Here is a 21,975-nt window from a genome sequence, read left to right as displayed (position 1 = left end):
TTCATTCCTTTCAGATCAGCTTTTTTATTTATGAAAGGCGGGAAGCCCGCACACGTTTTGTTTCCATTTCGTTAATGGTAAGTGTCTCAGGGTCAATTACGACACCGTAATCTTGCAATGCTGATTCAATGCTGACAAACTCGTTGAAGACGTCGTCCAGCACCTTTTCCGGTTCACGTTCCAGCGGATTTCCCCAGCCTCCGCCGCCTGCACGGTAAAATTGGATGATGCCGCCCGCAGGCATTTTGACTTCAAAAGCGGTTTCCGCGATTTCTCTGGCTTCGTCTGTTCCATACCCGACGATCACCTTGTTGCTTGGTGCATCGCCAGCTCCGCAGAAGCCTTTTGTTGTATTTCGGACCCCTGCCATCATGACGCTTGTGCGGCTTTCCTTTAAGTGCTGGATCTGAACATCCAGCCCGGGGGTTCCTCTCCATCGGCCTGCACCCGTAAAATCGCTCGTATATTCATGCTTTAATACACGGCTCGGGTATTGAACTTCAGTCATTTCAATCGATGGAAGAATAACTCCTGTCATAACGGGAGGATAAAGCCCCCATCCGTCCGTTTCGTATGCAGCCCCCGCACCGCCGGTATAGCCGTAAAAATTCAGGTTCACCCACGGCTTCCCGTCGTCGTATTTTCCGTGAGAATAGGCGAGAGGAAGCTTATGGGCGTTCACTCCGACGCGTTTTGGCGCACATTGGGAAATGGCCTGAAGAACAGCTTCGGCTATTTCTGCTCCTACGCACGCAGTCGCGTGTCCGCACGGTGCCGGCAGCTGCGGGTTCACAACTGTTCCTACAGGCGCAGTTACTGTTACCGGATTCATATATCCTTCATTGATCGGAATATCCTCATCACAGCAAGTCGAAATACCGACAAAAGCAAAAGAAGTCGTATTTGAGAGCGGACTGTTGATGAAGCCCTTTACTTGCGGAGAGGAGCCGGTAAAGTCAATGTGAAGATCGCTGCCTTTGACAGTCACCGTTGCGCGAACCTTAATATCGCGGTTGCCTTGAAAGTCGTGGTCAGCAAATGTTTCACCGACATAGGTGCCGTCCGGCCAGCTGGTGATTTCATCGCGAACCCTGTTTTCTGTATATTGAATCCGGTTGTCAATGGCCGTAATCACCTTTTCGGCGCCATACTTATCCAGCATCGTTTGGATTCGGGAGGCAGCGACCTTGCATGCCCCGATCATCGCATTTAAGTCGCCTTCAAGCCAATGGGAAAGCCGGTTGTTTGCAACGATTAAATCGAACACATCCCTGCGCTTTTCTCCCCGCTCATAAATTTTTAATGGCGGAATCCGCAGGCCGTCATGCCAAATGTCTTTTGAGCGCGGATTGTACCCTCCGGCAACCGGACCTCCATTATCGGCCATATGGCTTCGGACAGCAGGGAGCAGGATCGGCTTGCGATTATAAAAAACCGGCATGACGATTGTCCAGTCAAGGCTGTGTGAGCCTCCATGATACGGATCATTCACCAGAAGAATATCTCCGGGGTGAAGATCGTACCGAAAGGCGTCCAATAAATGGTCAACTGCGCCTACTACCGCATAAAGGTGCAGCGTACAGCCCGGGGCTTGCGCGACGAGGCGCGATTTTTTGCCGGAAAGGTCAAAGACGCCCGTCGTAAAATCGTGCGCTTCGTTAAACAATGGGGAACGGGCCGTTCTCGTAACAGTGGCGCTCATTTCCCTGGCAACCGCATCAAGAGAACCGCCGACCACCTGTGATAGAATAAAGTCCTGATTAATCATAGCTGCTCCTCCTTTTGAGAGTACGTAAAGACGAGGAGCTCGCCTTTTTTCACATGTTGGTTTACCGTGCTTTCATAAAAGATTTCGTCATGATCTCCCGTTCTTGACAGAGACCCGTATTCTCCCCTTTCACTAAAAGGCAGAAGAAGGTTGAAATAAATATCGTCCTCCTGGTTAAGCAGAGACACTTTCATTTCCTCCCCACTGTCCGTCCACTCCCGGGAAACCATTTTAAAACCGTGGTAAAGCTCCAATTCCTCTGCAGAGACAAGCATCCGTTGGCCAAATAAAGCAGGCGGCCCGAAGCCATTTGAAGCTGAAGGATACCCGGGCGCCAGAACGATTGATTTCGTTTCAGCTTCCGCGCCAAGCTCCGGATAAAAAACGGCCTGCGGACCTGTCCCGTAAATCGGCGGAAATTCTTCATTCGTCCCTTGTCCGTTTTGAATGGCTTTATATACCGCTTCAGCGATGAAATGGCCGGTAATGCTTGGAGCTAATGCTGTCGCTGCAGGAAATTCCGGATCCAAAATCGTTCCCAGCCTCGTCTTCGTTTGAAAAGGTTGAAGCGTTCCCTCGTTGATCGGTATTTCATCGGCAATCCTCGCCAGGAACGGCCAAACGGCAAACGCCTTCGTTAAAGCGGCAGGCGAATTAACCGGCTTTACGGATTGCGCCGATGATCTGCTCAAATCGATCTCAACCGCATCGTCCTTCTTTGAGATTTGCACATGAATTGTACTCTTGCTTCCTTTGGAAACTTCAAACTCCTGGACAGCGCTCATTTCAGTTTCAGGCAGGTGAGAGACATGATGCTCAACCCTTTTGCGGCTGTATTCAAACATGCCGTCGATCGATTCGGTCACTGTTTTTTGGCCGTAGCTGCCAAGAAACGTTTTCAATTGCTGTTTGGCGCCATGCAAACATGTATACATCGCTTCCAAATCCGCTTTAAAAGAAGCGGGCACCCGGCTGTTTGATAATAAGAAACGAAGAATATCGGTCTGCAGAACACCTTGCTTATAAAGCTTCACCGGTGTAATTCTGATATTTTCCTGCCAAACTTCAAATGCATCGGGATGGAAGCCGCCCGGATACTCGCCGGCCAAATCGATCATCTGAGCGCGGACAGCGGGGAAGAGTACGAGCTCCCCTTCAAGGAATAACGGCGCCGCCATGGTGAGCGACTGTCCTTTCGTTCCGCCGCTGTATGGATCTGCGACGAGCAACACATCTCCATCTGCGATATCAAATGAAAAATAGTCGAACAGATTTTCCACGCTTTCTTTTAAGGCGAACAAATGTTCAGGCTCATATTGATGTTGAACCGCGATTTTCAGCTCATTCGTAAAAATCGCTGTAGCAAATGCCCGGTCTTGCGAAAGCAAAGGAGAACGGGAGATTCGCTGCAAATTATCCCCGACTTCTCTGCCGATCGATTGCAGCTTGCTATAAAGAATTTGAGCTTGGATCATGCATTTCCACCTCTAGTCGCCTGTTGAGAGTGCTTTACTTCAATGACACAGTTGCGGTAAGAATCGATTAGCGCCTCATGTCCCGGATAAACAACAATGGTCGTACCCCATTGCTCAATGATGGCAGGACCGACAATCAAGTTGCCCGGCTCAAGCATTGATCCGTTGAAAATAGGCGTCCTCGTCGGTTCGATGTCAAAATACATCTCGCGTTCACCTGTTTTCGCTTTTGAAGAGTCCTCCTGCTCAAACGGCTCCTCCTTAAGCTTTAACGGCTCTCTGACCCCAACCAGGTCAAGGCGGAGATTTAAAATTTCAATGTCGTGCTCGGGATCTTTATGGGCAAACATTCTTTCATGAAGGTCATGGAAATCTGCCGCCGTTGCTTCAAGATTCAATTCTGTAATTCTCCGCGTCCTCGATTTTACCGGTACGGTGACTTCATGGACTTCCCCGGCGTAGCGCATATCGATAAAGCGGCGGGTTTCATATTGATTGGTGACCGACTGGCCTCCAAGTTTTTCGCGGGCCGTCTGTTCCATCTTTTCAAAATCGGCATTCATCGCTTGCAGATCAACGTTTTTCAGACTTTCAAAGCGTGTCCTGAGCTCCGTTACTTTAAGGTTTGCTGCCACATCGCCGAGCGCACAGAAGACCGGGGCAAGGGACGGAACAATAACGGTTTTAATGCCGAGGTCTTCCGCCTGCTTGCCTGCATGGATGGCTCCGGCGCCGCCGACAGCCATTAGGGCGAAATTCCTTGGATCATGACCCCGTTGTGTCGTCACAAAGTGGACTGCATTTGACATATCGCTATTGACGATTTGTGAGATCGCAAGAGCGGCTTCCACTGTCGAAATTCCGAGCGGTTCGGCAATTCGTGTGCGGATCGCCTTTTCAGCCAGTGAACGGTCAAGCTTCATTTCTCCGCCTAGAAAGTTATCAGGGTTAATATAGCCTAAGAAAACATTCACGTCCGTAACTGTCGGTTCTTCTCCGCTTCTTCCGTAGCAGGCCGGCCCCGGATTGGAGCCTGCGCTTCGCGGGCCGACTTGTAAAGCTCCGCCGCTGTCAATCCAGGCGATACTTCCGCCGCCGGAGCCGATCGTGTGAATATCCATCATCGGCAAGGCAACCCGGTATCTGCTGATCCAGTTCTCAGTCGTGATTGCCGGATTTAACTTTTCGATAACCGAGACATCGTAGCTTGTTCCGCCCATGTCTACGGTAATGACGTTCTCGTAGCCCGATTTTTCTCCGATAAAGGAAGCAGCCGTCACTCCTCCGGCTGGACCTGAGAGAAGGCCTCCTGCGGCAAATTTTCCGCTTTGAATGACATTTTGCACCCCGCCGTTAGATTGCATGACAAACAGTTCTCCGGCAAATCCGGCTTCGCGAAGCCGTTCGTCAAGATGGTTCAAGTAGCTTTGCATGGAAGGGCCGGTAAACGCGTTGACAATGGTCGTGCTCACCCGTTCAAATTCCCGAATCTGCGGCAGCACTTCATATGATAACGATACAAACATGCCGGGAGCTTCCTCATGAATAATCTCTTTAACGCGGATTTCGTGCGAAGGATTCATGAAGCTGAACAGAAAGCAAACAGCAACCGCCTCGATCCCCTCTTGGATAAACCCGCGGACTGCCCGGCGGACGGCTTCTTCATCAAGCACAGTTACGATATTTCCCGTATGATCCAGTCGTTCAGGAATCCCCACACGATACCTTCTTGGGACAATTTGATAAGGGGCTTCCAAGCGCGGAGAAAACACGCTTTCTTTGTACGCGCGGCGGAATTCGATTTCGTCCCGAAAGCCTTCCGTTGTGAGAAGCCCCACCTTTGCTCCGTTATATTCCAGCAAAGCGTTAGTGGCAACTGTTGTTCCATGGACCACCAATGGACTGTTGGCTAACAGATCCTTTAAATCTATTCCGATGATTTCAGCCATTTTTTTAATCCCGTTCATGACACCATCAGACTGATCAGGGGTTGAAGGCGTCTTCGTCGAAACCATTTTCCCTCCCTTGTTGACAGCCACTAAATCTGTAAACGTCCCGCCGACATCAATTCCAAATACCCATTGGTTTTTTTCATTCATCATTGAAAACCTTTCCTCCTTATCCGCTTAAAAACCAGACGATTCCTCTGTCGCTTCTCCGATTTCGTAACGGAGATTTAATTTTGTGAAAATAAATGTAAAAACGATATAAATCAAAAATGCAAGTACAGTAGAGTTAATCGGTCCGATGCCGAACGTTACCTTTGAAGCGGTAAAACCTCCGATGATCACCGAAAGAATCGCCGCAACATTCAGCTTCGAATAAGTTGTTCCAGCCCCGAATCGATATTGTATTTTCTTGATGACAGGTGCTGTGATCCAATGATCGGCGATCATCACTCCTGCGATCGGCGGAACATACAAACCTAAAAATGTTAAGAATGGCACAAACATATTTTGGACACCTAATAATGCAATGATGATGCCGATCACGCCCATGATCGCCACAAGTGCTTTCTTAGGAATGTTCACAACATTGCGAAGCCCCAGAGATCCGGTATACAAATTGTTATCATTCGTCGTCCACTGTGCAAAAACGATGATGAAAAATGCCAAAAATCCAAGCCCGAGCTTGCTCATCGCGGCAGGAATATTCGGTGTTGACCCGATATCCGGAACATTCGCAGCAATGGCCATTGCCGCTCCTGCAACAAGACAGAAAACACCTCCAAGGAAATAACCGACAGACGCACCTATTCCTCCTGAAACCGCTCCTTTTGCATATCTCGTCACATCAGGAAAAACAACCGCACCTAATGCAGCATTTCCAACTACGATTGTAATTCCGGCAAATATCGTCATAGGGTCCCCTGTCGGATGAAACGTCAGCAAGTTATGCCAGCTTCCAGAATAATTGACAGCACTCACGATGCCCCATATAGAAAAGATGACGACTAAAGGTACAGCGATAAAGCTTAAAGCGGCAAGTCCGCGATATCCTATAAAAGCGGTAAGGATCATTAACATACCGCCCCAAACGATGGCGACTTCAGGCTTTGCAAGCCAAACACCCGGAAACATTTCAGAAATGGTCGTGCCGAAAAAAGCAACCTGCCAGCCAAACCAGCCGATTCCCAGCGTCAGCGCCAAGACGATTCCAAAAAGGCCCGATCCGTAGCGTCCAAATGCCTGACGGGCAAGAACAGTTGTCGATATTCCGTATTTTGCACCCATTACACCTTGAAAAAAGCCATAGACCGCAATAATCAGCATACCTAAGACGGCAGCCAAAACGGCATGCGCAAAATTCAATCCCTGGATCAGCGCTCCTCCAGTCACAATCGTCGACAATGAGATAATCCAGGCACAGCTTGTAATCGTAATATTAAAAATCGATTTTCTCTTATTTTCAGGCACTGATGTAACAGCAAAATCATCAGCATTTGTATAGGAAGGTTTTTTACTGTTGTTTTCCATTTTCATGCTCCTTCTTTTCATCATGTAGGTTGTTACACCATATTCGTATCAATCGTTACCCCTCGTTTTAACGTATTGCCGATTGTACATGCCCTTTCAGCAGAGGTGATTAATTTCTTTTTATAGTCGGTCGGAAGATGCTCGGGCAATTTGACGCTAACCGTACATTTTTCAACACGGGACGGGCCATCGGGCGCTTTAGCGGCGGAAACAGAAACTGAAAACTCATCCTCCTGCACCTCTATGCCGTCCCTTTCAAACATCCTTTGCAAAGAAATGGTGATACACATCCCTAATGAAGCTTCCAACAGTTCAATCGGCGAAAGGCCGTCTGAATTCGGAGTGAAAGATCCCTTGGCCTGCATACCGGCTTCATGAAAAATCCCAAACTCTCCATTCGTTTTTTGAATAATAGACAAATTTAATTCCTCCTTTGGCCAATCAGCCCGAAAAATTCAAAATGAACCAATTCTTCAGTCATTTCATCAACCGAAAACTTAGGAACATAATTCAGATCATGCTTTGGCCCAAACAGCCATTTTGATAGTGTGCCCAACACAAGACTTGTTAACATGGTGGCCTGCAGATCAGTATTATGGGAGGAATTTAGCATGCCAAGCTCTGTAGCCCTTTGGATATTCTTTTTAAATGCTTGTTCAACACTGATCAGCGCCTCTTCGATTGCCTCCCTGATTTCCGGATCGGCGCCTTGTCCCTTGACTAATAAAAACGTCATTAAGTGTCGGTTCTCCTGTGCAAACGTAAAAATTCTTTTCATAAGGGCTGTCGTGGATTGGATCATGTCATCTGTAAGAGCAAACGTCTGCCTGTAGCCTTGATGAATGGCTGCAAGAAGGTTTTCTTTCCCCTTGTCTATGATTTCCTTGGCGATTTCTTCTTTGCTTTTGAAGTGCCAGTAAAAAGTTCCCTGTGCAACGCCGGCCTGTTTTACGATGTCTGAAATTTTTGTCGCGTGATATCCTTTCGTAGCAAAAATCTCAAGCGCAATATGTAGCAATTCCTCTCTTGTATCCGTATTTCCCAAGTGTTTCCCTCCTTACCCTGAATCTCGATTGACAAGTCAGTCAGTTTTAGGGCCGTTATTCCTATTGGATTTGTAAGAATAATCTTATACAATGTTCTTTTCCTAGTCAAGTTGCTAACCTTTCCATTTTTCGCGCAATTGCAAAATATGAGCAAAGTAAAACCTCTATTTCATTCTTTCATCCCTCTCACGGCCACTGGATCAAACGGCTTTCGGTTTATTTTTTCAAGAGATTTGCAGTTTCATCGACTAATTCTAATAACGTTTTTTTATGATGTGATGATGAAACTTTTAGACAATCTAATTCCCGCAGCCTGGAATAAATGTCTTTCCGCTCATTTTGGAGTTCGCGTATGGCTTGTATCTCGGCATTGTTCAGTTGTTCCAGTCTTAATCGGAGCGCCTCTCTTTCGTTGAACACGTTCCCACCCCCTAACAAAATATTACTTGTAGTTTATAGGACTTTTTTCAGTTTAACAATTCTTCTTTCTTAAAAATTTGCGTGTTCGATTTGGATGAGCGGAATTTTGCCGGGATTCCAACTTACTTTTTATGGAGAGATTTTACGGCTTTGAACACGAGGAACCGGACTTGAAAAAACCAAAGAGAACTCAGCCGGAGCCCTCTTTGGTTTTTTTATCGCTACAAGATTATTTTCATAAAAGAAAAATGATATAGATACAAAGCTGCAAATTTTGAATTCTTTTCATCAATCAGCACTTGCATCATGAACTCCTTTTCGCCAAAATACAAAGTGTCCCTCAAAAACAGCAAGACTTTCAGCTTTGAAATAATCGTTCCAATTACCGCAAAAAGGAGTTTTTAAAAATATGATCATTTTAATACTAATAGCCGGCATTTTGGCCGGAATGGCCATTCCTGTTCAAACCTCAATTAATTCACGGCTGGGCATGAAGATCGGTTCGCCTTACGGGGCGGCGGCCATATCTTTTTTTGCCGGGACGCTTATCCTGCTCATTGTCGCCTTAGTGACAGAGCGCCATTTTTTGTCTATCATCGGACTTCTCCCTTCCATCCCCTTGTGGATCCTCATTGGAGGCGGATGTTTAGGCGTTTTTTATTTAACTTCAAATATTTTGTTGCTTCCGCGCCTTGGATCAGCACTGACGGTTGTTGTCACTTTGCTTGGGCAGATGGTGATGGCTCTGGCCATCGATCACTTCGGATGGTTTCATATTCCCGTTCATGAATTAAACTTTCCAAGAATCATCGGCATTTTGTTCATCATCTCCGGGGTTTTCATTATCAAAAAATATTAATAGCAAGGGAGTTTATCACCAATGAAAAACAACACTATGAACGTTTTTCTTTACATGATGCTCGGGCTTTTTGCCGGAATGGCATCACCGATTCAAACATCTATTAATTCAGAGCTGAGAAATGCTCTCCAATCACCTTTTATCGCTTCACTTATTTCGTTTTTGGTCGGAATGGTCATTCTTCTCTTTCTTACGTCGATCATTGAACATCGGCGGTTATTTCATTTAAACAATTTACATACAGCAAAAACCTTTATCACGGGCAGCCCTTGGTGGCTCTGGACTGGCGGAATACTTGGCGTCATCTTTATTACATCCAATATTTTACTTTTGCCGATTGTCGGAGCGTCGCTTACTGTTGTTTTGGCTTTAAGCGGCCAAATGATCATTGCCCTCATCATCGATCATTTTGGATGGTTCGGAACCCCCAAACACCGCTTGAATGTGCAGCGCATGCTGGGAATTGTCCTGATGATCACGGGAATTATCATCATTCAGCATTTTTGATGCCAGCCATTTTTGCACCTTCTGCCTGCTGGAATTCAGGCATTCGTTTTACTTGACAGCATTCACTTTAAAATGAATAAAAGGGCGGACACCGCCCTTTATTTACAGCAAGTTAGTTTACATAAAACATTTATAGTAAACCTATTTTAAGCAAATAAAAAAAGCCATTTTATTCAAATGACTTAAGTGAAGTGCTGCAATTGCCGTATGCAAGTAAGAAAGTTTTAAACCACACTCCTCAAAGTGGGTGTCTGCAGAAACGTTCCTGTCGTCCTTTCGAGGAAGGCATGACATTCCGGTTCCGATATAAAACTCCCTATTACAGCTTAAAGGTTAAAACTTAATTATCATTACGTACAATGCAGCGTAATTGAATTATATGATAAAAACATTCAAAATGCAACCTCTTGCCTGAAGAGAATATGACGCTCTATAATAAGTTGAATATTTACAAAATTCTGCAATCTTGTGGCGATCGTACAACCCTTCACGTCCATCTGTTCATAGACTGTCTATTGAGGTGATGTCTTGTGGTAAAAATTTTTATCGATCCCGGCCATGGCGGGACTGATACAGGTGCTTCAGCTAATGGTTTGCAAGAAAAACAGTTAACATTGCAAACCGCCTTGGCTTTAAGAAACATGCTGCTGAATGAATATCAAAATGTTTCAGTCCTGTTGAGCAGGACAAGCGACCAAACCGTCAGTCTGACGCAACGCACGAACGCCGCGAACAGCTGGGGAGCGGACTACTTTCTATCGATTCACATGAATGCCGGGGGCGGGACAGGTTTCGAGGATTACATTTATCCCGGCGTCGGCGCACCTACCACCACCTATCAGGATATCATGCATGAAGAGATTTTAAAAGTTGTCGATTTCAGGGATCGCGGCAAGAAAACGGCCAATTTTCATGTACTAAGAGAAACAGCCATGCCCGCACTCCTTACGGAAAATGGCTTTGTAGACAATACAAGCGACGCCGAGAAACTGAAGTCTTCCGCGTTTATTCAATCCATTGCCAGAGGCCACGCCAACGGACTCGCAAGGGCATTTAACCTTTCCAAAAACGCCGCAGCTCTCTATAAAGTGCAGATCGGCGCTTTCAGGACCAAAGCCAACGCCGATTCGCTTGCCGCTCAAGCGGAAGCGAAAGGGTTTGATGCCCTTGTGATTTACAGGGACAGCCTTTACAAAGTGCAAATTGGCGCTTTTTCTTCAAAAGAAAATGCCGAAGCGCTCGTTCAGCAAGCCAAAAACGCCGGATTTGACGCTTTCATTTACCAGGAATAGGGACAATCATCAAGAAAAGCCCGCGATCTGTCTCGTATAGATCGCAGGCTTTTTTCATGCTTTTGCAGCTTTACTTTGAACCGCCGGCTTTTGCGTTTGATTCGATGCATGGCTGTTCAACACCATTCCGATAATCACAAGAGCCATGCCGCTCCATGAGATGGCACCAGGAAGCGGACTTGAAAGAAGCAAAATTTCACCAGCGGCAGCAAACAGCACTTCAAACGATTGTGTGGCCTCGACAGCCCCTAATTTTCGCATATCCCCTTTTACAAGATCGGTTGCGGCAAAGAACAGCACAGTTGCGCATATTCCGGAAAAGACAGCCACCAAACCTGACTGAATGACTTGTCCCCGGCTGGGCGCACCCGCCGACGCCAGCCCGTACAGCGAGAGGATCAGCCAAAACGGAAGGCTTGCCAGCGTCATCCCCAATACCCGCTGGTAAGCATCAAGGCGCCCGGCGCATGCTTCCATCATTTTCCTGTTCCCAAGCGGATATGCAAATGAAGCCAACATAACCGGCACGACGCACAGCAGCATCTCATGCAAAGAAAGCTGTGCCGCATGCTCAGCCTGCATCAGCGCCACCCCGATTAAAATGATAAACGACATCGCCAGCCCTTTATAGGGAATTTTGCCCCTCATCTGTACGGGACCTGTTTTTGTTTGGATGGTTTCGTAAAAAAGCGGCGCCAAAAGGGAGCCGGAAATAATCGTGATTTGCCATGTTCCTGCGATCAGCCAGCCCGGCCCGTAAGCCGCCGCAAAACAGAGCGGCGCATAAAAGAGGCCGAAGCCGACGATGCTCCATCTCAGCCAAATGCCCGGTGCTTTTTTGATTTCCTGAAAAAGCTCTTTTACGTTCCCCCTCAGCCAAACAATGACAAATAAAAGAGGCGCCATAAAGATAAATCTTAGCGATGCGCTCCAGATCCAGCTTCCCCCTTCAAGCTCCATCGCCCTGTTTAAAACGAATGTAAAAGCAAAAAAGAAGGCTGCAAAAACGCCCAGTATAATCGGCCTCACAATCCCCTCACTCCTTTTCCTGATGTCCGGCCAATCGGTCTCCGAGACTGAGCCAGTTTTCCTCGGCAAGCCTGATGGCCGCATCCCGATCCCGCTGTCTGCAGGCATCGATGATGTTCTGATGCTGTTCGACAGATTTCAAGCTGCCGATCGAGGAAAACTGAGACATCTCAAGGCGGTAAATTTTTGAAGAAATTCTCTCCAATGCCCGGGTAATTTCCGGGTTTTTTGATGCTTGTAAAAACACCTCATGAAAAGCAGCATCCGATTCGATTGCTTCGATAATGTCTTCTTTTTGAATCGCTTGCTGCAACGTTTTGTTATGCGCCTCCAGTTGATCAAGGTCTGAATCCGTTAAAAAAGGAAACGACAGCTTGACAGCCAGCGCATGCAGTGCTGCAGTGACTGTAAAAGCATGTTCAGCTTCCTCGCGATTTAACGGTGCTACACGTGTTGCTGAACCCGGAACAGTTTCAACAAGTCCTTCATCTTCCAGTCGTTTGAGCGCCTCCCTGACAGGTGTGCGACTGATGCCAAACTGCTCTGCAAGCTCCTGATCATGCAGGCGCTCCCCCGGCTTAAGTTCTAAATGTACGATGGTGCGCTTCAGCGTTTGATACACTTCTTCCCGAAGCGAAATTCGTTTGATTCGTTTAATGTTATTTTTCATCATAAAACCAATATATCGGATTTTGGTTTTATGCACAACTAAAAAGAGGTTAGATTTTATCTAAGCTCTCAGATTGTTGACAAAATCCCAAAACGGCTTATAGTTTTAGGATTTTGTCATCCTTTAACCTCCTTCACTTTAGCGGCGTATTTTCTTTTCGCCTGGCAATCTTTGCAGATGCCGTACAGTTCCAATCGGTGATGTGTCACTTTAAATCCGGTCATCCGTGCCGCAACGTCTTTCACTTTCTCAAGTTGCGGACAATGAAAATCGACGATCTTTCCGCATACTTCGCATATGACATGCTCATGTTCCTCTAGAGCCAGATCAAAGCGAAGCGGTTCGGTAAACCCCATTTCTTTTATAAGGCCCTCTTGTTTAAAATAGCGGATAGTGTTGTATATCGTCGCTGTACTGACGGCAGGATATATCTCCCTCAATGATTGTTGAATTTCAGCTATTGTGGGGTGGTTCCTGTTTGCTAAAAAATAATGGTAGATGGCCAGCCGCTGCGGCGTCATTCGAATGCCTTTCCGTTTAAGCTGTGCCATCGCTTCCTGCTTTACATTCGTTTCGTTTTCCATACCTCTTTCGTCACTGCCCCTTTTTCCCTTGAATCTTCCGATATTCTTTACCCGGCGGCCTTAGAACCGGAGCGCTTTAGGTGTGATGTTCATTTAGTAAACGTTCTCCTTGATCCGATCGAGCGCCTGCCACGGCATCAGGGCACAGTTATGACGGGCACGCAACGGATGGACGCCAATCAGGGAAACGGCATCTCCCAGTAGATCCTCTGCCGGTTCTTCTCCTTTTCTGATCATATTCTCCATCGCTTCCCGCATTAGCCCGGCTTCTTTTAACGTCTTTCCTTTTATCAGTTCAGTCATGATTGATGAGGAAGCCATGCTGATGCTGCACCCATCTCCGATAAAAGCTGCGTCTTCGATCTTTTCATCTTTAATGTCGATAAACAAAGTCATCACATCACCGCACGTTGGATTTTTGTAGTGGACGTAATTCGCGCCGTGATTATCGATTTTTCGAAAATTTCGCCTGTATCTTGCATGATCCATAATGACGGACCGATACAGCTCTTCCAGTTTCGGCATGAAATGATGCTCCTTCCCTGTTGAACAGTTTATTTTGGTTGAAAGAACAAACGGATTCAGTTATACTCCTGTTGTTAAATCGTAATTATTACGATTTAATGATAACCGATCAAGCAGCTCATCGCAAATGAAAAGACACAATGAAGCTGCCTCTTCTAATAAAGAGGCAGCTTGGTCAAACGCAAAGGGGGAAGGATTTATTATGAAGGAGCCAGACCGCATTCAACTCGATTCTTTTCAAATGACAATTTTATCTGACGGAGCATTTCGAGTTTCAAGGGATTTCTTTTTGGCGGGAGGAGACCCTCATGAAGCAGAACATTATCCTGAAGAATTTGAAGTAGCGCTGAACTTTATCTATCTGGAAACGAACGGAAAACGGATGCTCATTGATACGGGATTTGGCGAAACAGGCGGACAAGAAAGCGGATACTTGATTCATCACCTGACACAGGCGGGAATCAAGCCTGATTCCATAGACTATGTCATTTTGTCACACAGTCATTTAGATCATACGGGAGGTCTTCTGAATAACGGGAAACCCGCTTTTCCAAACGCTGTTCATCTGATCAGTGAAGCAGAATGGCTGTACGCAAAACAAACGCCGGCTTCTGAACAGTTTCGCATTCTTTCCGCTGTCCGGCCGCTTCTGAAGCTGCTGATAGAAGATACCGAACTGCTTCCCGGACTGAAGCTGATCCATACGCCCGGACATACACCTGGACACCTGACGATTGAATTACAGACAAAAGACGGGGTCTGTCAGATCACCAATGACGTATTTCATATTCCCGAAAGCATTTCCAATCCAAAGCTGCGGGTTTCGCTTGAACATGACCCTATAGAGGGAGAAAAGACAAGAAGACTGCTGGCCCGGCAGGCTTATAACGGACAGGTCCTGCTCCACGGGTGTCATTTCCCCTACCCTGGTTTCGGGTTAATCGAAAAGCAGGGCTCACTTTTTCAATGGAAACCTGTCCAATATGAAAAGAAAACTCGCTGAATCAGCGAGTTTTCCAATTTAAACTAAGATATCAACGACAAACTGTGACCAAGATTCAAGTCTGTCATAGACGCTTTTTTCTTTCAGATCACTGGCTTTCATCCACCGGCCGGCAATCTGCTCCTTTTCTTTGACTTCAACGTGTGCACCCGGTTTTAACTCAAGCGCTGAAAGGATTCCGATATGTACTTTTCCGACGCTGTTTTCATCATCATTAATCAGTCCAAGCGTCACCATTTTTTCTTTATCTGATTCCTCAATCAGAAGCTCTTCATCAAGTTCACGGTCTGTGTTTAACTTCAGAATATCGGAAAAGTCAAGCCCTTCGGCAAAGTTCATGTGGCCGCCGAAGCCGAGTGACAGCTTGTTGTGAAGCCGCGCTTCCCCTCCGCCTTCGAGCCGCTCGTATACAAATATTTCGTCTTCTCTTTTGATGACAACATAAGGGATCGGCTGTTTAAACGCAGGATCTTCTTCGGCGTCTCCCCTTCTCATTTCACTGAAGTGCTGTTCAATATGCGCCATGATCTTCCCGACCTTCTCACCGTCGCTGTTGACGCCTTGGAAGGTCAGCGTTTCATTTGCAAATACGTTTTCCCGCGGGACCACGAGAATGATTTCATCCATTTTTCCCATTGTATCCGTTTCCTCCTCAAAGTGAAAAGAGCAGATTCGTTCTGCTCTCATTTTGCCGTGTATCTATAACTGAAAGGCGGGGCTTGGGCGCGGATGCGCCCTTTTAGCCCGGCCGGCTTACTTATCGTCAAAGTAAAAATCGTCGTCTCTTAACGGTTCAACTGTTGCTTTTTTGTAGCCGTTCCCTTTCATTGAGAAGAAGTCGTGTGACTTCGTTTTCGTATTCAACCCGTTCAACACGATCGGATTGATCTCTTCTTCTTCAAAATAAGCTTCAAAGCCAAGGTTCATCAGCGCTTTGTTGGCATTATAGCGGATGAACTTCTTCACGTCGTGTGAAAGGCCGACCTGGTCGTACAGATCTTCTGTATATTCAAGCTCATTTTCATAAAGCTCTTTCAATAGATCAATGGCAAACGCGTACAGCTCTTCTTTTTTCTCAGGTGTCTGCTGATTGTAAATCTCCTGAGCGAGCAGGCCGACATAGACGCCGTGAATCGCTTCGTCCCGCAAGATCAGGTTGATGATTTCGCCGCTTTGCATCAGCTTGCCCTGTCCGTAAAAATAAAGCGGGTAGTAGAAGCCGCTGTAGAACAGGAAGCTTTCTAAATAAACGGATGCGACCATCGCTTTAAACAGCGAGATTTTATCGCCCTGGCGGATTTTCTCATAGAGTCCGACAATGACCTGAGCTTTTTTCTGCAAATATTTGTTTTGTTTAACCCATTCAAAGACTTCGTTGATCGTCTCTGTCGGGGCAAGCGTCATGAAAATGTTTGAATAGGACTTGGCGTGGACCGCGTTTTCCATCATCGCCATGAAGTTCAGCACCGCTTTGCGCTGATGCCCTTCCACATGCTCAGCGACAAGGGGCATTCCCGTGTTCCCCTGCTCTGTATCGAGAAGCGTCAGCCCCGCGAGCACCTTCATATAAGTGTCCTGTTCATTTTTACCCAAGTACTTCCATGTCAGAAGATCTCCATTAAGCGCAATCTCTTCCGGAAGCCAAAATTGCTTCACATTTTGGTTGTAAAACATTTGGGTAAAATCATCTTCATGCTTTGACCAGTTTGCTGCATCATAAATTTTCGTCACTTTCGCATACTCTCCTTTAATCAAACGACACAAGAAAGGCAGCCTTCTTGCCCTGTATCCTTCGTTCTTGCATAGTAAAGTGTTTTGATTCCTTTATGGTGGGCATAAAGATCGATCCGGTTCAGATCGCGTGTCGTCATTGTATCTTTCAGGAACAATGTAAAGCTTATGCCTTGGTCAACGTGCTGCTGAATCGTCGAGATCATGTCGACAACTCTGAACATGTCCATATCATACGCTTCTTTATAGTAGAACCAGTTGCTTGGCGCAAGTCCAGGCATCGGATAGTACGTCTTGGAGTTGCCGTAGGTTCTTTCTTCAATCCGCTCCATGATCGGCATGACTGATGCCGTGCTTGACTGTACATATGAAATGGACCCGGTCGGTGCGATGCACAGTCTGTAGCTGTGGTACAATCCGTGTTCTTTGACAAACTGTTTCAGCTGCTCCCAGTCTTCTTTTGTCGGAATGTGCATGCCTTCAAAAAGCTTGGCCACTTTTTCGAATTTAGGCGAGAAATCTTGTGTCACATACTTTTCGAAGTATTCACCCGTTGCGTAAGCCGAACCTTCGTAGTTATGGTACGTCTCACCTTTTTCTTTGGCGATCTCGGCAGACCGTTCAATCGAGTAAAAGTTCATCATCATAAAGAAAGTGTTCGCGAAGTCCCTCGCTTCCTCACTTTCGTAGGCGATATTGTTCTGTGCCAGGAATCCGTGCAGGTTCATCGCTCCAAGGCCGATGGATTTCATCGCTTTGTTCGCTTTTTTGACCGCCGGTGCGTTCGTAATGTTTGTCGTTTCAGAAACGTGCGTCAGCGAGTCGGTTGCAAGCTTAACCGTCTGCTCAAGCGATTTGTTTTTCATGACGTTCAAAATGTTCAATGAACCAAGGTTGCAGGAGATGTCAAGGCCGATCTCATCTTCTTGACCGTAGTCTGTGTATGAAGAAACTTGTGAAGCCTGAAGAACCTCCGAGCAAAGGTTGGAAAATTTAACCTTGGAAATATGATTGTTCGCATGCGCGTTGTTGACATTGTCTTGGAACATAATGTACGGATACCCGGATTCCGATCTTAACATCGCAAGCTTTTCGAGCATCTTGCGCGGGTGGATTTTTTCTTTTTTGACGCGCGGATCTTCCACAAGCCGGTCGTACATCTCGTTCATGTCCATTTCATCGAGGTGCTCGCCGTACGCTTTATAAACGGTGTGCGGATAGAATACGTATGCCGCTTTATCCTCTCTTGCAAGCTCGATGAATTTATCTGGAATGACAACCCCGATGGACAATGTTTTCACCCGGACATCCTCATCAGCCGAAATCTTCTTCGTATCGAGGAAATCGTTGATGTCGCGGTGGAAAATGTTTAAGTACGCAGCGCCTGAGCCTTGTCTTTGTCCCATCTGATCAGCGTAGCGGAATGCGTTGTCAAGAAGCTTCATCACGCCGACGACGCCTTTTGTCGCGTTTTCGACGTCTTTGATCGCTTCGCCTTTCGCACGCAGTTTTGAAAGGTTTAACGATACGCCTCCGCCGAGCTTTGACAGCTGCATTGAAATATCAATCGCTCTCGAGATGTCGTTCAAGGAATCATTGACTTCCAGGAGGAAGCAGCTGACCAGCTCTCCGCGGCGTTTGCGGCCGGCATTTAAGAATGTCGGCGTGCTCGGCTGATACTCCTGGTTGATCATCATTCTGACGAATTCCTTCGCCTTCTCCTTATCCCCGTTTGCAAAAAATAAAGCTACGATAGAAATTCTGTCTTCATAGCGTTCAAGAATTTTTTTCTTGTCGTTTGTCTTCAGCGCATAGTCATTGTAAAACTTAAAAGCGCTCATAAAGGACGGGAATCTGAATTTTTTAGCGTAAGCCTCTTTGAACACTTCCTTGATTTCTTCGAACGTGTAGCGGCTTAAAAACTCTTCTTCATAGTAGTCATTCTTGATTAAGTAATCGATTTTCTCTTTCAGATCATGGAAAAATACCGTATTTTGGTTGATATAGTCTACAAAATAACTATGTACAGCTTCTTTATCTTTATCAAACTGGAATTTCCCGTCTTTTTGGATCATGATCTCATTGTTTAACTGGATCCATTTTGGCACTTGATTTTGTGACAACTCTTTCTACCTCCTGAGTAAACAGTTCAACGTCTTTGGCCGTCCCGCTGAGTTCAAATTTGCCGAGAATCGGAACCTGATACTGCTTCGAGATTTTTTCTGCGCTTTTCGCAAAATTGTCTCCCCACACTCTGTTTCCGCTTGCCGCAACTCCCAAAAGAAGATGGGCGTTTTTCTCAAGAAACATCTCAGTCGTTTTCGGAACTTCCCCAAACCCTGTCGTGTACGTGATCAAAACAAACGGTTCGTCTAGATACTCCTCTGTGCTGACTTTCCGTTTATTGCGAAAAGGCGTCTTATCCACAAAGCGCTGAACGTTTCCCGTTTTTGAATCAAATACGATCTGAATCATCATTATCACGACCTAGTAAAATTGTTTCCGAGTCTTTCAACTCGAACCTTACACAATATATAGTATACTATCATTCAAGAAAACACAATATATTGTGCTCAGGTTGATGAAAGTTCACAATTTGCTTCAGCTTAGGAGGCCTAAGGCCAAAGAAATATGAGTAGAATGAGAGCCGTTCGCTCATCCTACTCACAAACCGAAATCTATCATAACACGAAAAAAATTGAGTTAGTAGACTAGACTTTTTCGCTTATTTTTTGTAAGTGTCACAGCACTTGTTCTCGCATACCTCTTTAATATCGGCTTCGATGCCGAGTTCCTTAAGAACCGACTGAACAGCCGTCATGATCGACGCTTCCCTGACAAGTTCTTTTCCGTTGACGAGAATACTTGTGCCGTATTCATAGCAGGAATCATCTTCACACGTCTCTTCCCAATGGTTGATGACGATCTTAGGTTTCATTGTTCGCTCATTCCTTTTCATTTTCAAACTGAATTGATGTAAACACTACTTAGTTTAGCGATTAGATGCCGCTTTGTAAATTTGAATGCCTCGGTCTTTCACAGAACGTGATGACGGCGGCGTTTTAGACAGGATGTCCGGCAATTGGCCGCCGTTCCTTTTATTCCCTGACTCCTGCTCGGCAGGATCGGCAACGGCCGCGGTTGATTGTAAAGTCGCTTCGAAAACGACAAAATCCCAAAACAGTAAACTGTTTCAGGATTTTGTCAGGCAATCTGAAAAAACCATGCCAGGCATGGTCTTTTAGCCGTAAATCGCTATTCGAGTTCGAGTTGAACGTTTTTTTGCGGTGCAAACGTGGAAATGGCGTGTTTGTATATAAGCTGCTGCTTTCCTTCCGATTCAATCAACACTGTAAAGTTGTCAAATCCTTTTACTTGTCCGCGCAGCTGAAATCCATTCAGTAAAAAGACCGTGACAAATGTGCTTTCTTTCCGAATCTGATTCAAAAACTGATCTTGAATATTTATCGATTTCATGTTTCTGGTCCTCCTTGTTTCTCTATACCATACTGTTTCGATTAAAGTTCGAGCTTTCCTGCTATGTAAGTGAAAATTTCCTGTTTTTTCTGTTCGATATTGACAGGGGGCGTCATGTCATACCAGGCGACATCCATTTGATTTCTGAACCATGTCAGCTGTCTTTTGGCATAGCGTCTCGAATTCCGTTTCAACGTCTCAACCGCCTCTTCCAAGGACGCTCTGCCTTCAAGGTGCGCATAAAGCTCTTTGTACCCGATGGCCTGAACAGACTGGCAATTTCTTATGTTTTCATCATAAAGCTGTTTCACTTCATTCAGCAGCCCCTCATCCATCATCTGGTCTACGCGGCTGTTGATCCTGTCATACAGCACTTCCCGCTCCATCGTCAAACCGATGAGAGCCGTGGTGTATAAAAGCTCTTTCCGCTGTCCTTCCATATGTTCGGACATCGTTTTTCCTGTCGTATGGAAAATTTCAAGCGCCCTGATGACCCTGCGTTTATTGTTTGGATGAATGGCTTTAGCCGCTCCCGGATCGCGCTCTTTCAAAAGACAGTGAACATATTCGGCTCCCCTCTTGTCAGAGAGCGCCTCCATCTCCGCCCGGAACTCAGGGTCGCCCGCTTCCTCTGTGAATGAATAGTCATAAAGGACAGACTGGATATAGAGCCCGGTTCCCCCGACAATCATCGGAAGCTTCCCTCGCCTGCCAATCTCTGCGATTTTTTGTCTGACGATCTCTTGATATTCAGCAACCGAGAAAGATTCCGTCGGTTCTTTAATATCGATCAAGTGATGCGGAACCCCGTTCATTTCTTCTTCTTTGATTTTTGCTGTGCCGATATCCATTCTTTTGTAAATCTGCATCGAATCTCCGCTGATAATTTCCGCATTCAAATGCTCGGCCAGCATCACGCTTAATTTTGTTTTACCGACAGCGGTCGGTCCGATCAAAACGATGACCGGCGGTTTCGTTTTATTCACTGCTGATCACTCTCTTTAAACAAGCTCCTCCCATTATACCATTTCACGTTCAAAAACACCCATTTCATTTTACCCGTTTTCATTGTTTTCCAAACATTCCCTCACCACCCTATCGGCTCATTCCCCACGATTTCTCTTGTGGAACCCTTAAAAGTATGCCGGTGCCTCTCCTTTATACCATCGCTTACATACACGACTCCGCCAAATCTGATCGGGGGAGCCGAAGAATATGCCAGATAGGTCGTGCCCCCGATTTCATGATAGTGCGTGCCGTCCGCCCGCGGGATCGCGGGCCCCGTAATCCCGTAATACCTGTGGTAATGTCCCTTTTCGAAAGAAGTGATGCCGGAATAAAAATGAACGTGCCCATCTGTATTGCTCCCGTTTGCCGGCTGGGAAAAGCCTTCAATTAGGTGGTAATGGCCATTGGCAGTCGATGTTCTCGCCCTGTAGGCGTGGGCATGGGGAGGCGCTTTTGACCAATCCGACTGATACAGCGTCATGTTTCATTCACTCCTTTTTAAGGGCGGCTTCACTCAAAAATACGACGGGCGCCCAAGCAAAAACGGCTGGGCAGAATACAGTGATGTTAGTCAGGTTTCATTTTATTATTGGAGGGATTTTTTTATGAATCATTTCGAGCATTCTCATGTATATGGCGACGACAACCAGCGCATCATCGGCAGACCTTTCTTTGGCGGACCTTTTGGGCGCCCGTTTTTCGGCCCGCGTCCGTTTTTCGGTCCGGGCCCCTTCTTCGGAGGTTTTTTGGGCGGACTTACTGCCGGAGCGCTTCTCGGCCCTTGGGGATATCCGTATCGGCCGTATCCTTACTATCCTTTTTTCTGACAGATAAAGGCTCTTCCAGGGGCCTTTTTACATAACTTTTTTCTTGACTTAGAACTTTTGCATCAATTAAGATGGATTTTACCAACCGGTTAGTAATGCGGGTTTTTTTTATGTCTAAAAAAGAAGAAATCTTTGAAGCGGCCTCATGACGATTGCGGAATAAACCTTTAACACTTTAAAATCGTTTATGGGCTGCGTTTTTTGATATTCGAATGAAAACTGACTTTGTACAAGCGCCCTTGCTGCGGCAGCATTTCTTAAACCGCAGCGTGAGTTGT

Annotated in this window: 23 protein-coding genes, 1 other RNA gene and 1 pseudogene; 5 read left to right on the top strand and 20 right to left on the bottom strand. The window is 46.1% G+C overall.

Annotation, left to right across the window (positions count from 1 at the left end; translation table 11 throughout):
• Positions 1-28 precede the first annotated feature (28 nt).
• The 7 genes and pseudogenes from MHI30_RS09565 to MHI30_RS09535 all read right to left on the bottom strand — a co-directional run.
• Positions 29-1,768 carry a hydantoinase B/oxoprolinase family protein gene (locus tag MHI30_RS09565; protein ID WP_075754470.1) on the bottom strand — a complete coding sequence of 580 codons (1,740 nt, stop codon included), beginning with the start codon at positions 1,766-1,768 and terminating at the stop codon, positions 29-31.
• Positions 1,765-3,243: a hydantoinase B/oxoprolinase family protein gene (locus MHI30_RS09560; RefSeq protein WP_075754468.1), complete on the bottom strand. Its 1,479-nt coding sequence runs from the start codon at positions 3,241-3,243 to the stop codon at positions 1,765-1,767. Before MHI30_RS09560 ends, MHI30_RS09565 begins: the two co-directional genes overlap by 4 nt.
• Positions 3,240-5,345 carry a hydantoinase/oxoprolinase family protein gene (locus tag MHI30_RS09555; RefSeq protein WP_075754466.1) on the bottom strand — a complete coding sequence of 702 codons (2,106 nt, stop codon included), beginning with the start codon at positions 5,343-5,345 and terminating at the stop codon, positions 3,240-3,242. The genes MHI30_RS09560 and MHI30_RS09555 overlap by 4 nt, the downstream gene beginning before the upstream one ends.
• 24 nt (positions 5,346-5,369) lie before the next feature.
• Positions 5,370-6,719 carry a cytosine permease gene (locus tag MHI30_RS09550; RefSeq protein WP_075754464.1) on the bottom strand — a complete coding sequence of 450 codons (1,350 nt, stop codon included), beginning with the start codon at positions 6,717-6,719 and terminating at the stop codon, positions 5,370-5,372.
• 32 nt (positions 6,720-6,751) lie between these two features.
• A complete protein-coding gene (locus MHI30_RS09545; RefSeq protein WP_020451518.1) occupies positions 6,752-7,138 on the bottom strand; it encodes an OsmC family protein in 387 nt (128 codons plus the stop codon).
• Between the two features lie 2 nt (positions 7,139-7,140).
• Positions 7,141-7,764, bottom strand: coding sequence for a TetR/AcrR family transcriptional regulator (locus tag MHI30_RS09540; protein WP_075754462.1), 624 nt, complete (start codon positions 7,762-7,764; stop codon positions 7,141-7,143).
• A gap of 298 nt (positions 7,765-8,062) precedes the next feature.
• A pseudogene (locus MHI30_RS09535) lies at positions 8,063-8,185 on the bottom strand (hypothetical protein); the annotation flags it as partial.
• Positions 8,186-8,594: 409 nt separating this feature from the next.
• Here MHI30_RS09535 and MHI30_RS09530 point away from each other — a divergent pair.
• Both MHI30_RS09530 and MHI30_RS09525 read left to right on the top strand, forming a co-directional pair.
• Entirely contained in the window at positions 8,595-9,044 is a 450-nt protein-coding gene (locus MHI30_RS09530; RefSeq protein ID WP_075754458.1) for a DMT family transporter, read from the top strand.
• Positions 9,045-9,065: 21 nt separating this feature from the next.
• A complete protein-coding gene (locus MHI30_RS09525) occupies positions 9,066-9,551 on the top strand; it encodes a DMT family transporter (protein WP_020451514.1) in 486 nt (161 codons plus the stop codon).
• Between the two features lie 187 nt (positions 9,552-9,738).
• Here the strand turns inward: MHI30_RS09525 and ssrS are convergent.
• Positions 9,739-9,922, bottom strand: a non-coding RNA gene (ssrS, locus tag MHI30_RS09520) — 6S RNA.
• Between the two features lie 159 nt (positions 9,923-10,081).
• On the opposite strand from ssrS, the gene MHI30_RS09515 reads away from it, so the two are divergent.
• On the top strand, positions 10,082-10,843 hold the full coding sequence (locus tag MHI30_RS09515; RefSeq protein WP_075754456.1) for an N-acetylmuramoyl-L-alanine amidase: 762 nt from the start codon (positions 10,082-10,084) through the stop codon (positions 10,841-10,843).
• A 54-nt stretch (positions 10,844-10,897) separates the two neighbouring features.
• On the opposite strand, the gene MHI30_RS09510 is transcribed toward MHI30_RS09515, so the two are convergent.
• From MHI30_RS09510 to sufU, 4 genes are all read right to left on the bottom strand, one after another.
• Positions 10,898-11,872 carry a multidrug resistance efflux transporter family protein gene (locus tag MHI30_RS09510; RefSeq protein WP_075754454.1) on the bottom strand — a complete coding sequence of 325 codons (975 nt, stop codon included), beginning with the start codon at positions 11,870-11,872 and terminating at the stop codon, positions 10,898-10,900.
• A 7-nt stretch (positions 11,873-11,879) separates the two neighbouring features.
• Positions 11,880-12,545: a GntR family transcriptional regulator gene (locus MHI30_RS09505; RefSeq protein WP_075754710.1), complete on the bottom strand. Its 666-nt coding sequence runs from the start codon at positions 12,543-12,545 to the stop codon at positions 11,880-11,882.
• Between the two features lie 113 nt (positions 12,546-12,658).
• The gene (locus tag MHI30_RS09500; RefSeq protein ID WP_075754452.1) at positions 12,659-13,126 is read right to left on the bottom strand and encodes a Fur family transcriptional regulator; all 468 of its coding nucleotides are present in this window, start codon (positions 13,124-13,126) and stop codon (positions 12,659-12,661) included.
• 93 nt (positions 13,127-13,219) lie between these two features.
• The gene (gene sufU / locus MHI30_RS09495; protein ID WP_075754450.1) at positions 13,220-13,651 is read right to left on the bottom strand and encodes a Fe-S cluster assembly sulfur transfer protein SufU; all 432 of its coding nucleotides are present in this window, start codon (positions 13,649-13,651) and stop codon (positions 13,220-13,222) included.
• A gap of 127 nt (positions 13,652-13,778) precedes the next feature.
• Between sufU and MHI30_RS09490 the strand changes: the two genes are divergently transcribed.
• Positions 13,779-14,654 (top strand): MBL fold metallo-hydrolase, encoded by an 876-nt coding sequence (locus MHI30_RS09490; protein WP_237562717.1) that lies wholly within the window; start codon positions 13,779-13,781, stop codon positions 14,652-14,654.
• 18 nt (positions 14,655-14,672) lie between these two features.
• On the opposite strand, the gene MHI30_RS09485 is transcribed toward MHI30_RS09490, so the two are convergent.
• The 8 genes from MHI30_RS09485 to MHI30_RS09450 form a co-directional block, all read right to left on the bottom strand.
• The gene (locus MHI30_RS09485; RefSeq protein ID WP_075754446.1) at positions 14,673-15,290 is read right to left on the bottom strand and encodes a hypothetical protein; all 618 of its coding nucleotides are present in this window, start codon (positions 15,288-15,290) and stop codon (positions 14,673-14,675) included.
• A gap of 117 nt (positions 15,291-15,407) precedes the next feature.
• A complete protein-coding gene (nrdF, locus tag MHI30_RS09480) occupies positions 15,408-16,385 on the bottom strand; it encodes a class 1b ribonucleoside-diphosphate reductase subunit beta (RefSeq protein ID WP_075754708.1) in 978 nt (325 codons plus the stop codon).
• Between the two features lie 20 nt (positions 16,386-16,405).
• Positions 16,406-18,508: a class 1b ribonucleoside-diphosphate reductase subunit alpha gene (gene nrdE, locus MHI30_RS09475; RefSeq protein ID WP_020451504.1), complete on the bottom strand. Its 2,103-nt coding sequence runs from the start codon at positions 18,506-18,508 to the stop codon at positions 16,406-16,408.
• The gene (nrdI, locus tag MHI30_RS09470) at positions 18,465-18,860 is read right to left on the bottom strand and encodes a class Ib ribonucleoside-diphosphate reductase assembly flavoprotein NrdI (protein WP_011197997.1); all 396 of its coding nucleotides are present in this window, start codon (positions 18,858-18,860) and stop codon (positions 18,465-18,467) included. The genes nrdE and nrdI overlap by 44 nt, the downstream gene beginning before the upstream one ends.
• A gap of 250 nt (positions 18,861-19,110) precedes the next feature.
• Positions 19,111-19,323: a hypothetical protein gene (locus MHI30_RS09465; protein ID WP_020451502.1), complete on the bottom strand. Its 213-nt coding sequence runs from the start codon at positions 19,321-19,323 to the stop codon at positions 19,111-19,113.
• A 317-nt stretch (positions 19,324-19,640) separates the two neighbouring features.
• Positions 19,641-19,862 (bottom strand): RNA chaperone Hfq, encoded by a 222-nt coding sequence (gene hfq / locus MHI30_RS09460; RefSeq protein WP_020451500.1) that lies wholly within the window; start codon positions 19,860-19,862, stop codon positions 19,641-19,643.
• 41 nt (positions 19,863-19,903) lie between these two features.
• A complete protein-coding gene (gene miaA, locus MHI30_RS09455; protein WP_020451499.1) occupies positions 19,904-20,848 on the bottom strand; it encodes a tRNA (adenosine(37)-N6)-dimethylallyltransferase MiaA in 945 nt (314 codons plus the stop codon).
• 101 nt (positions 20,849-20,949) lie between these two features.
• Positions 20,950-21,351, bottom strand: coding sequence for a YmaF family protein (locus MHI30_RS09450; RefSeq protein WP_075754444.1), 402 nt, complete (start codon positions 21,349-21,351; stop codon positions 20,950-20,952).
• Positions 21,352-21,475: 124 nt separating this feature from the next.
• On the opposite strand from MHI30_RS09450, the gene MHI30_RS09445 reads away from it, so the two are divergent.
• Entirely contained in the window at positions 21,476-21,697 is a 222-nt protein-coding gene (locus tag MHI30_RS09445; RefSeq protein ID WP_075754707.1) for a hypothetical protein, read from the top strand.
• Positions 21,698-21,975: the final 278 nt, after the last annotated feature.

The organism is Bacillus sp. FSL L8-0528, from assembly GCF_038593085.1.
Classification (GTDB): Bacteria; Bacillota; Bacilli; order Bacillales; family Bacillaceae; genus Bacillus; species Bacillus paralicheniformis.
Note: the sequence above shows the minus strand (reverse complement) of the source record. Positions and strands in the feature narration are given on the sequence as shown.

What these genes read in the sequence shown, in the direction of transcription:
- MHI30_RS09565 (WP_075754470.1), bottom strand. Translation starts at nt 1,768, where the DNA reads ATGATTAATCAGGACTTTATTCTATCACAGGTGGTCGGCGGTTCTCTT.
- MHI30_RS09560 (WP_075754468.1), bottom strand. Translation starts at nt 3,243, where the DNA reads ATGATCCAAGCTCAAATTCTTTATAGCAAGCTGCAATCGATCGGCAGA.
- MHI30_RS09555 (WP_075754466.1), bottom strand. Translation starts at nt 5,345, where the DNA reads ATGATGAATGAAAAAAACCAATGGGTATTTGGAATTGATGTCGGCGGG.
- MHI30_RS09550 (WP_075754464.1), bottom strand. Translation starts at nt 6,719, where the DNA reads ATGGAAAACAACAGTAAAAAACCTTCCTATACAAATGCTGATGATTTT.
- MHI30_RS09530 (WP_075754458.1), top strand. Translation starts at nt 8,595, where the DNA reads ATGATCATTTTAATACTAATAGCCGGCATTTTGGCCGGAATGGCCATT.
- MHI30_RS09525 (WP_020451514.1), top strand. Translation starts at nt 9,066, where the DNA reads ATGAAAAACAACACTATGAACGTTTTTCTTTACATGATGCTCGGGCTT.
- MHI30_RS09505 (WP_075754710.1), bottom strand. Translation starts at nt 12,545, where the DNA reads ATGATGAAAAATAACATTAAACGAATCAAACGAATTTCGCTTCGGGAA.
- MHI30_RS09500 (WP_075754452.1), bottom strand. Translation starts at nt 13,126, where the DNA reads ATGGAAAACGAAACGAATGTAAAGCAGGAAGCGATGGCACAGCTTAAA.
- sufU (WP_075754450.1), bottom strand. Translation starts at nt 13,651, where the DNA reads ATGCCGAAACTGGAAGAGCTGTATCGGTCCGTCATTATGGATCATGCA.
- MHI30_RS09490 (WP_237562717.1), top strand. Translation starts at nt 13,779, where the DNA reads ATGAAAAGACACAATGAAGCTGCCTCTTCTAATAAAGAGGCAGCTTGG.
- MHI30_RS09485 (WP_075754446.1), bottom strand. Translation starts at nt 15,290, where the DNA reads ATGGGAAAAATGGATGAAATCATTCTCGTGGTCCCGCGGGAAAACGTA.
- nrdI (WP_011197997.1), bottom strand. Translation starts at nt 18,860, where the DNA reads ATGATTCAGATCGTATTTGATTCAAAAACGGGAAACGTTCAGCGCTTT.
- MHI30_RS09465 (WP_020451502.1), bottom strand. Translation starts at nt 19,323, where the DNA reads ATGAAACCTAAGATCGTCATCAACCATTGGGAAGAGACGTGTGAAGAT.
- hfq (WP_020451500.1), bottom strand. Translation starts at nt 19,862, where the DNA reads ATGAAATCGATAAATATTCAAGATCAGTTTTTGAATCAGATTCGGAAA.
- MHI30_RS09450 (WP_075754444.1), bottom strand. Translation starts at nt 21,351, where the DNA reads ATGACGCTGTATCAGTCGGATTGGTCAAAAGCGCCTCCCCATGCCCAC.
- MHI30_RS09445 (WP_075754707.1), top strand. Translation starts at nt 21,476, where the DNA reads ATGAATCATTTCGAGCATTCTCATGTATATGGCGACGACAACCAGCGC.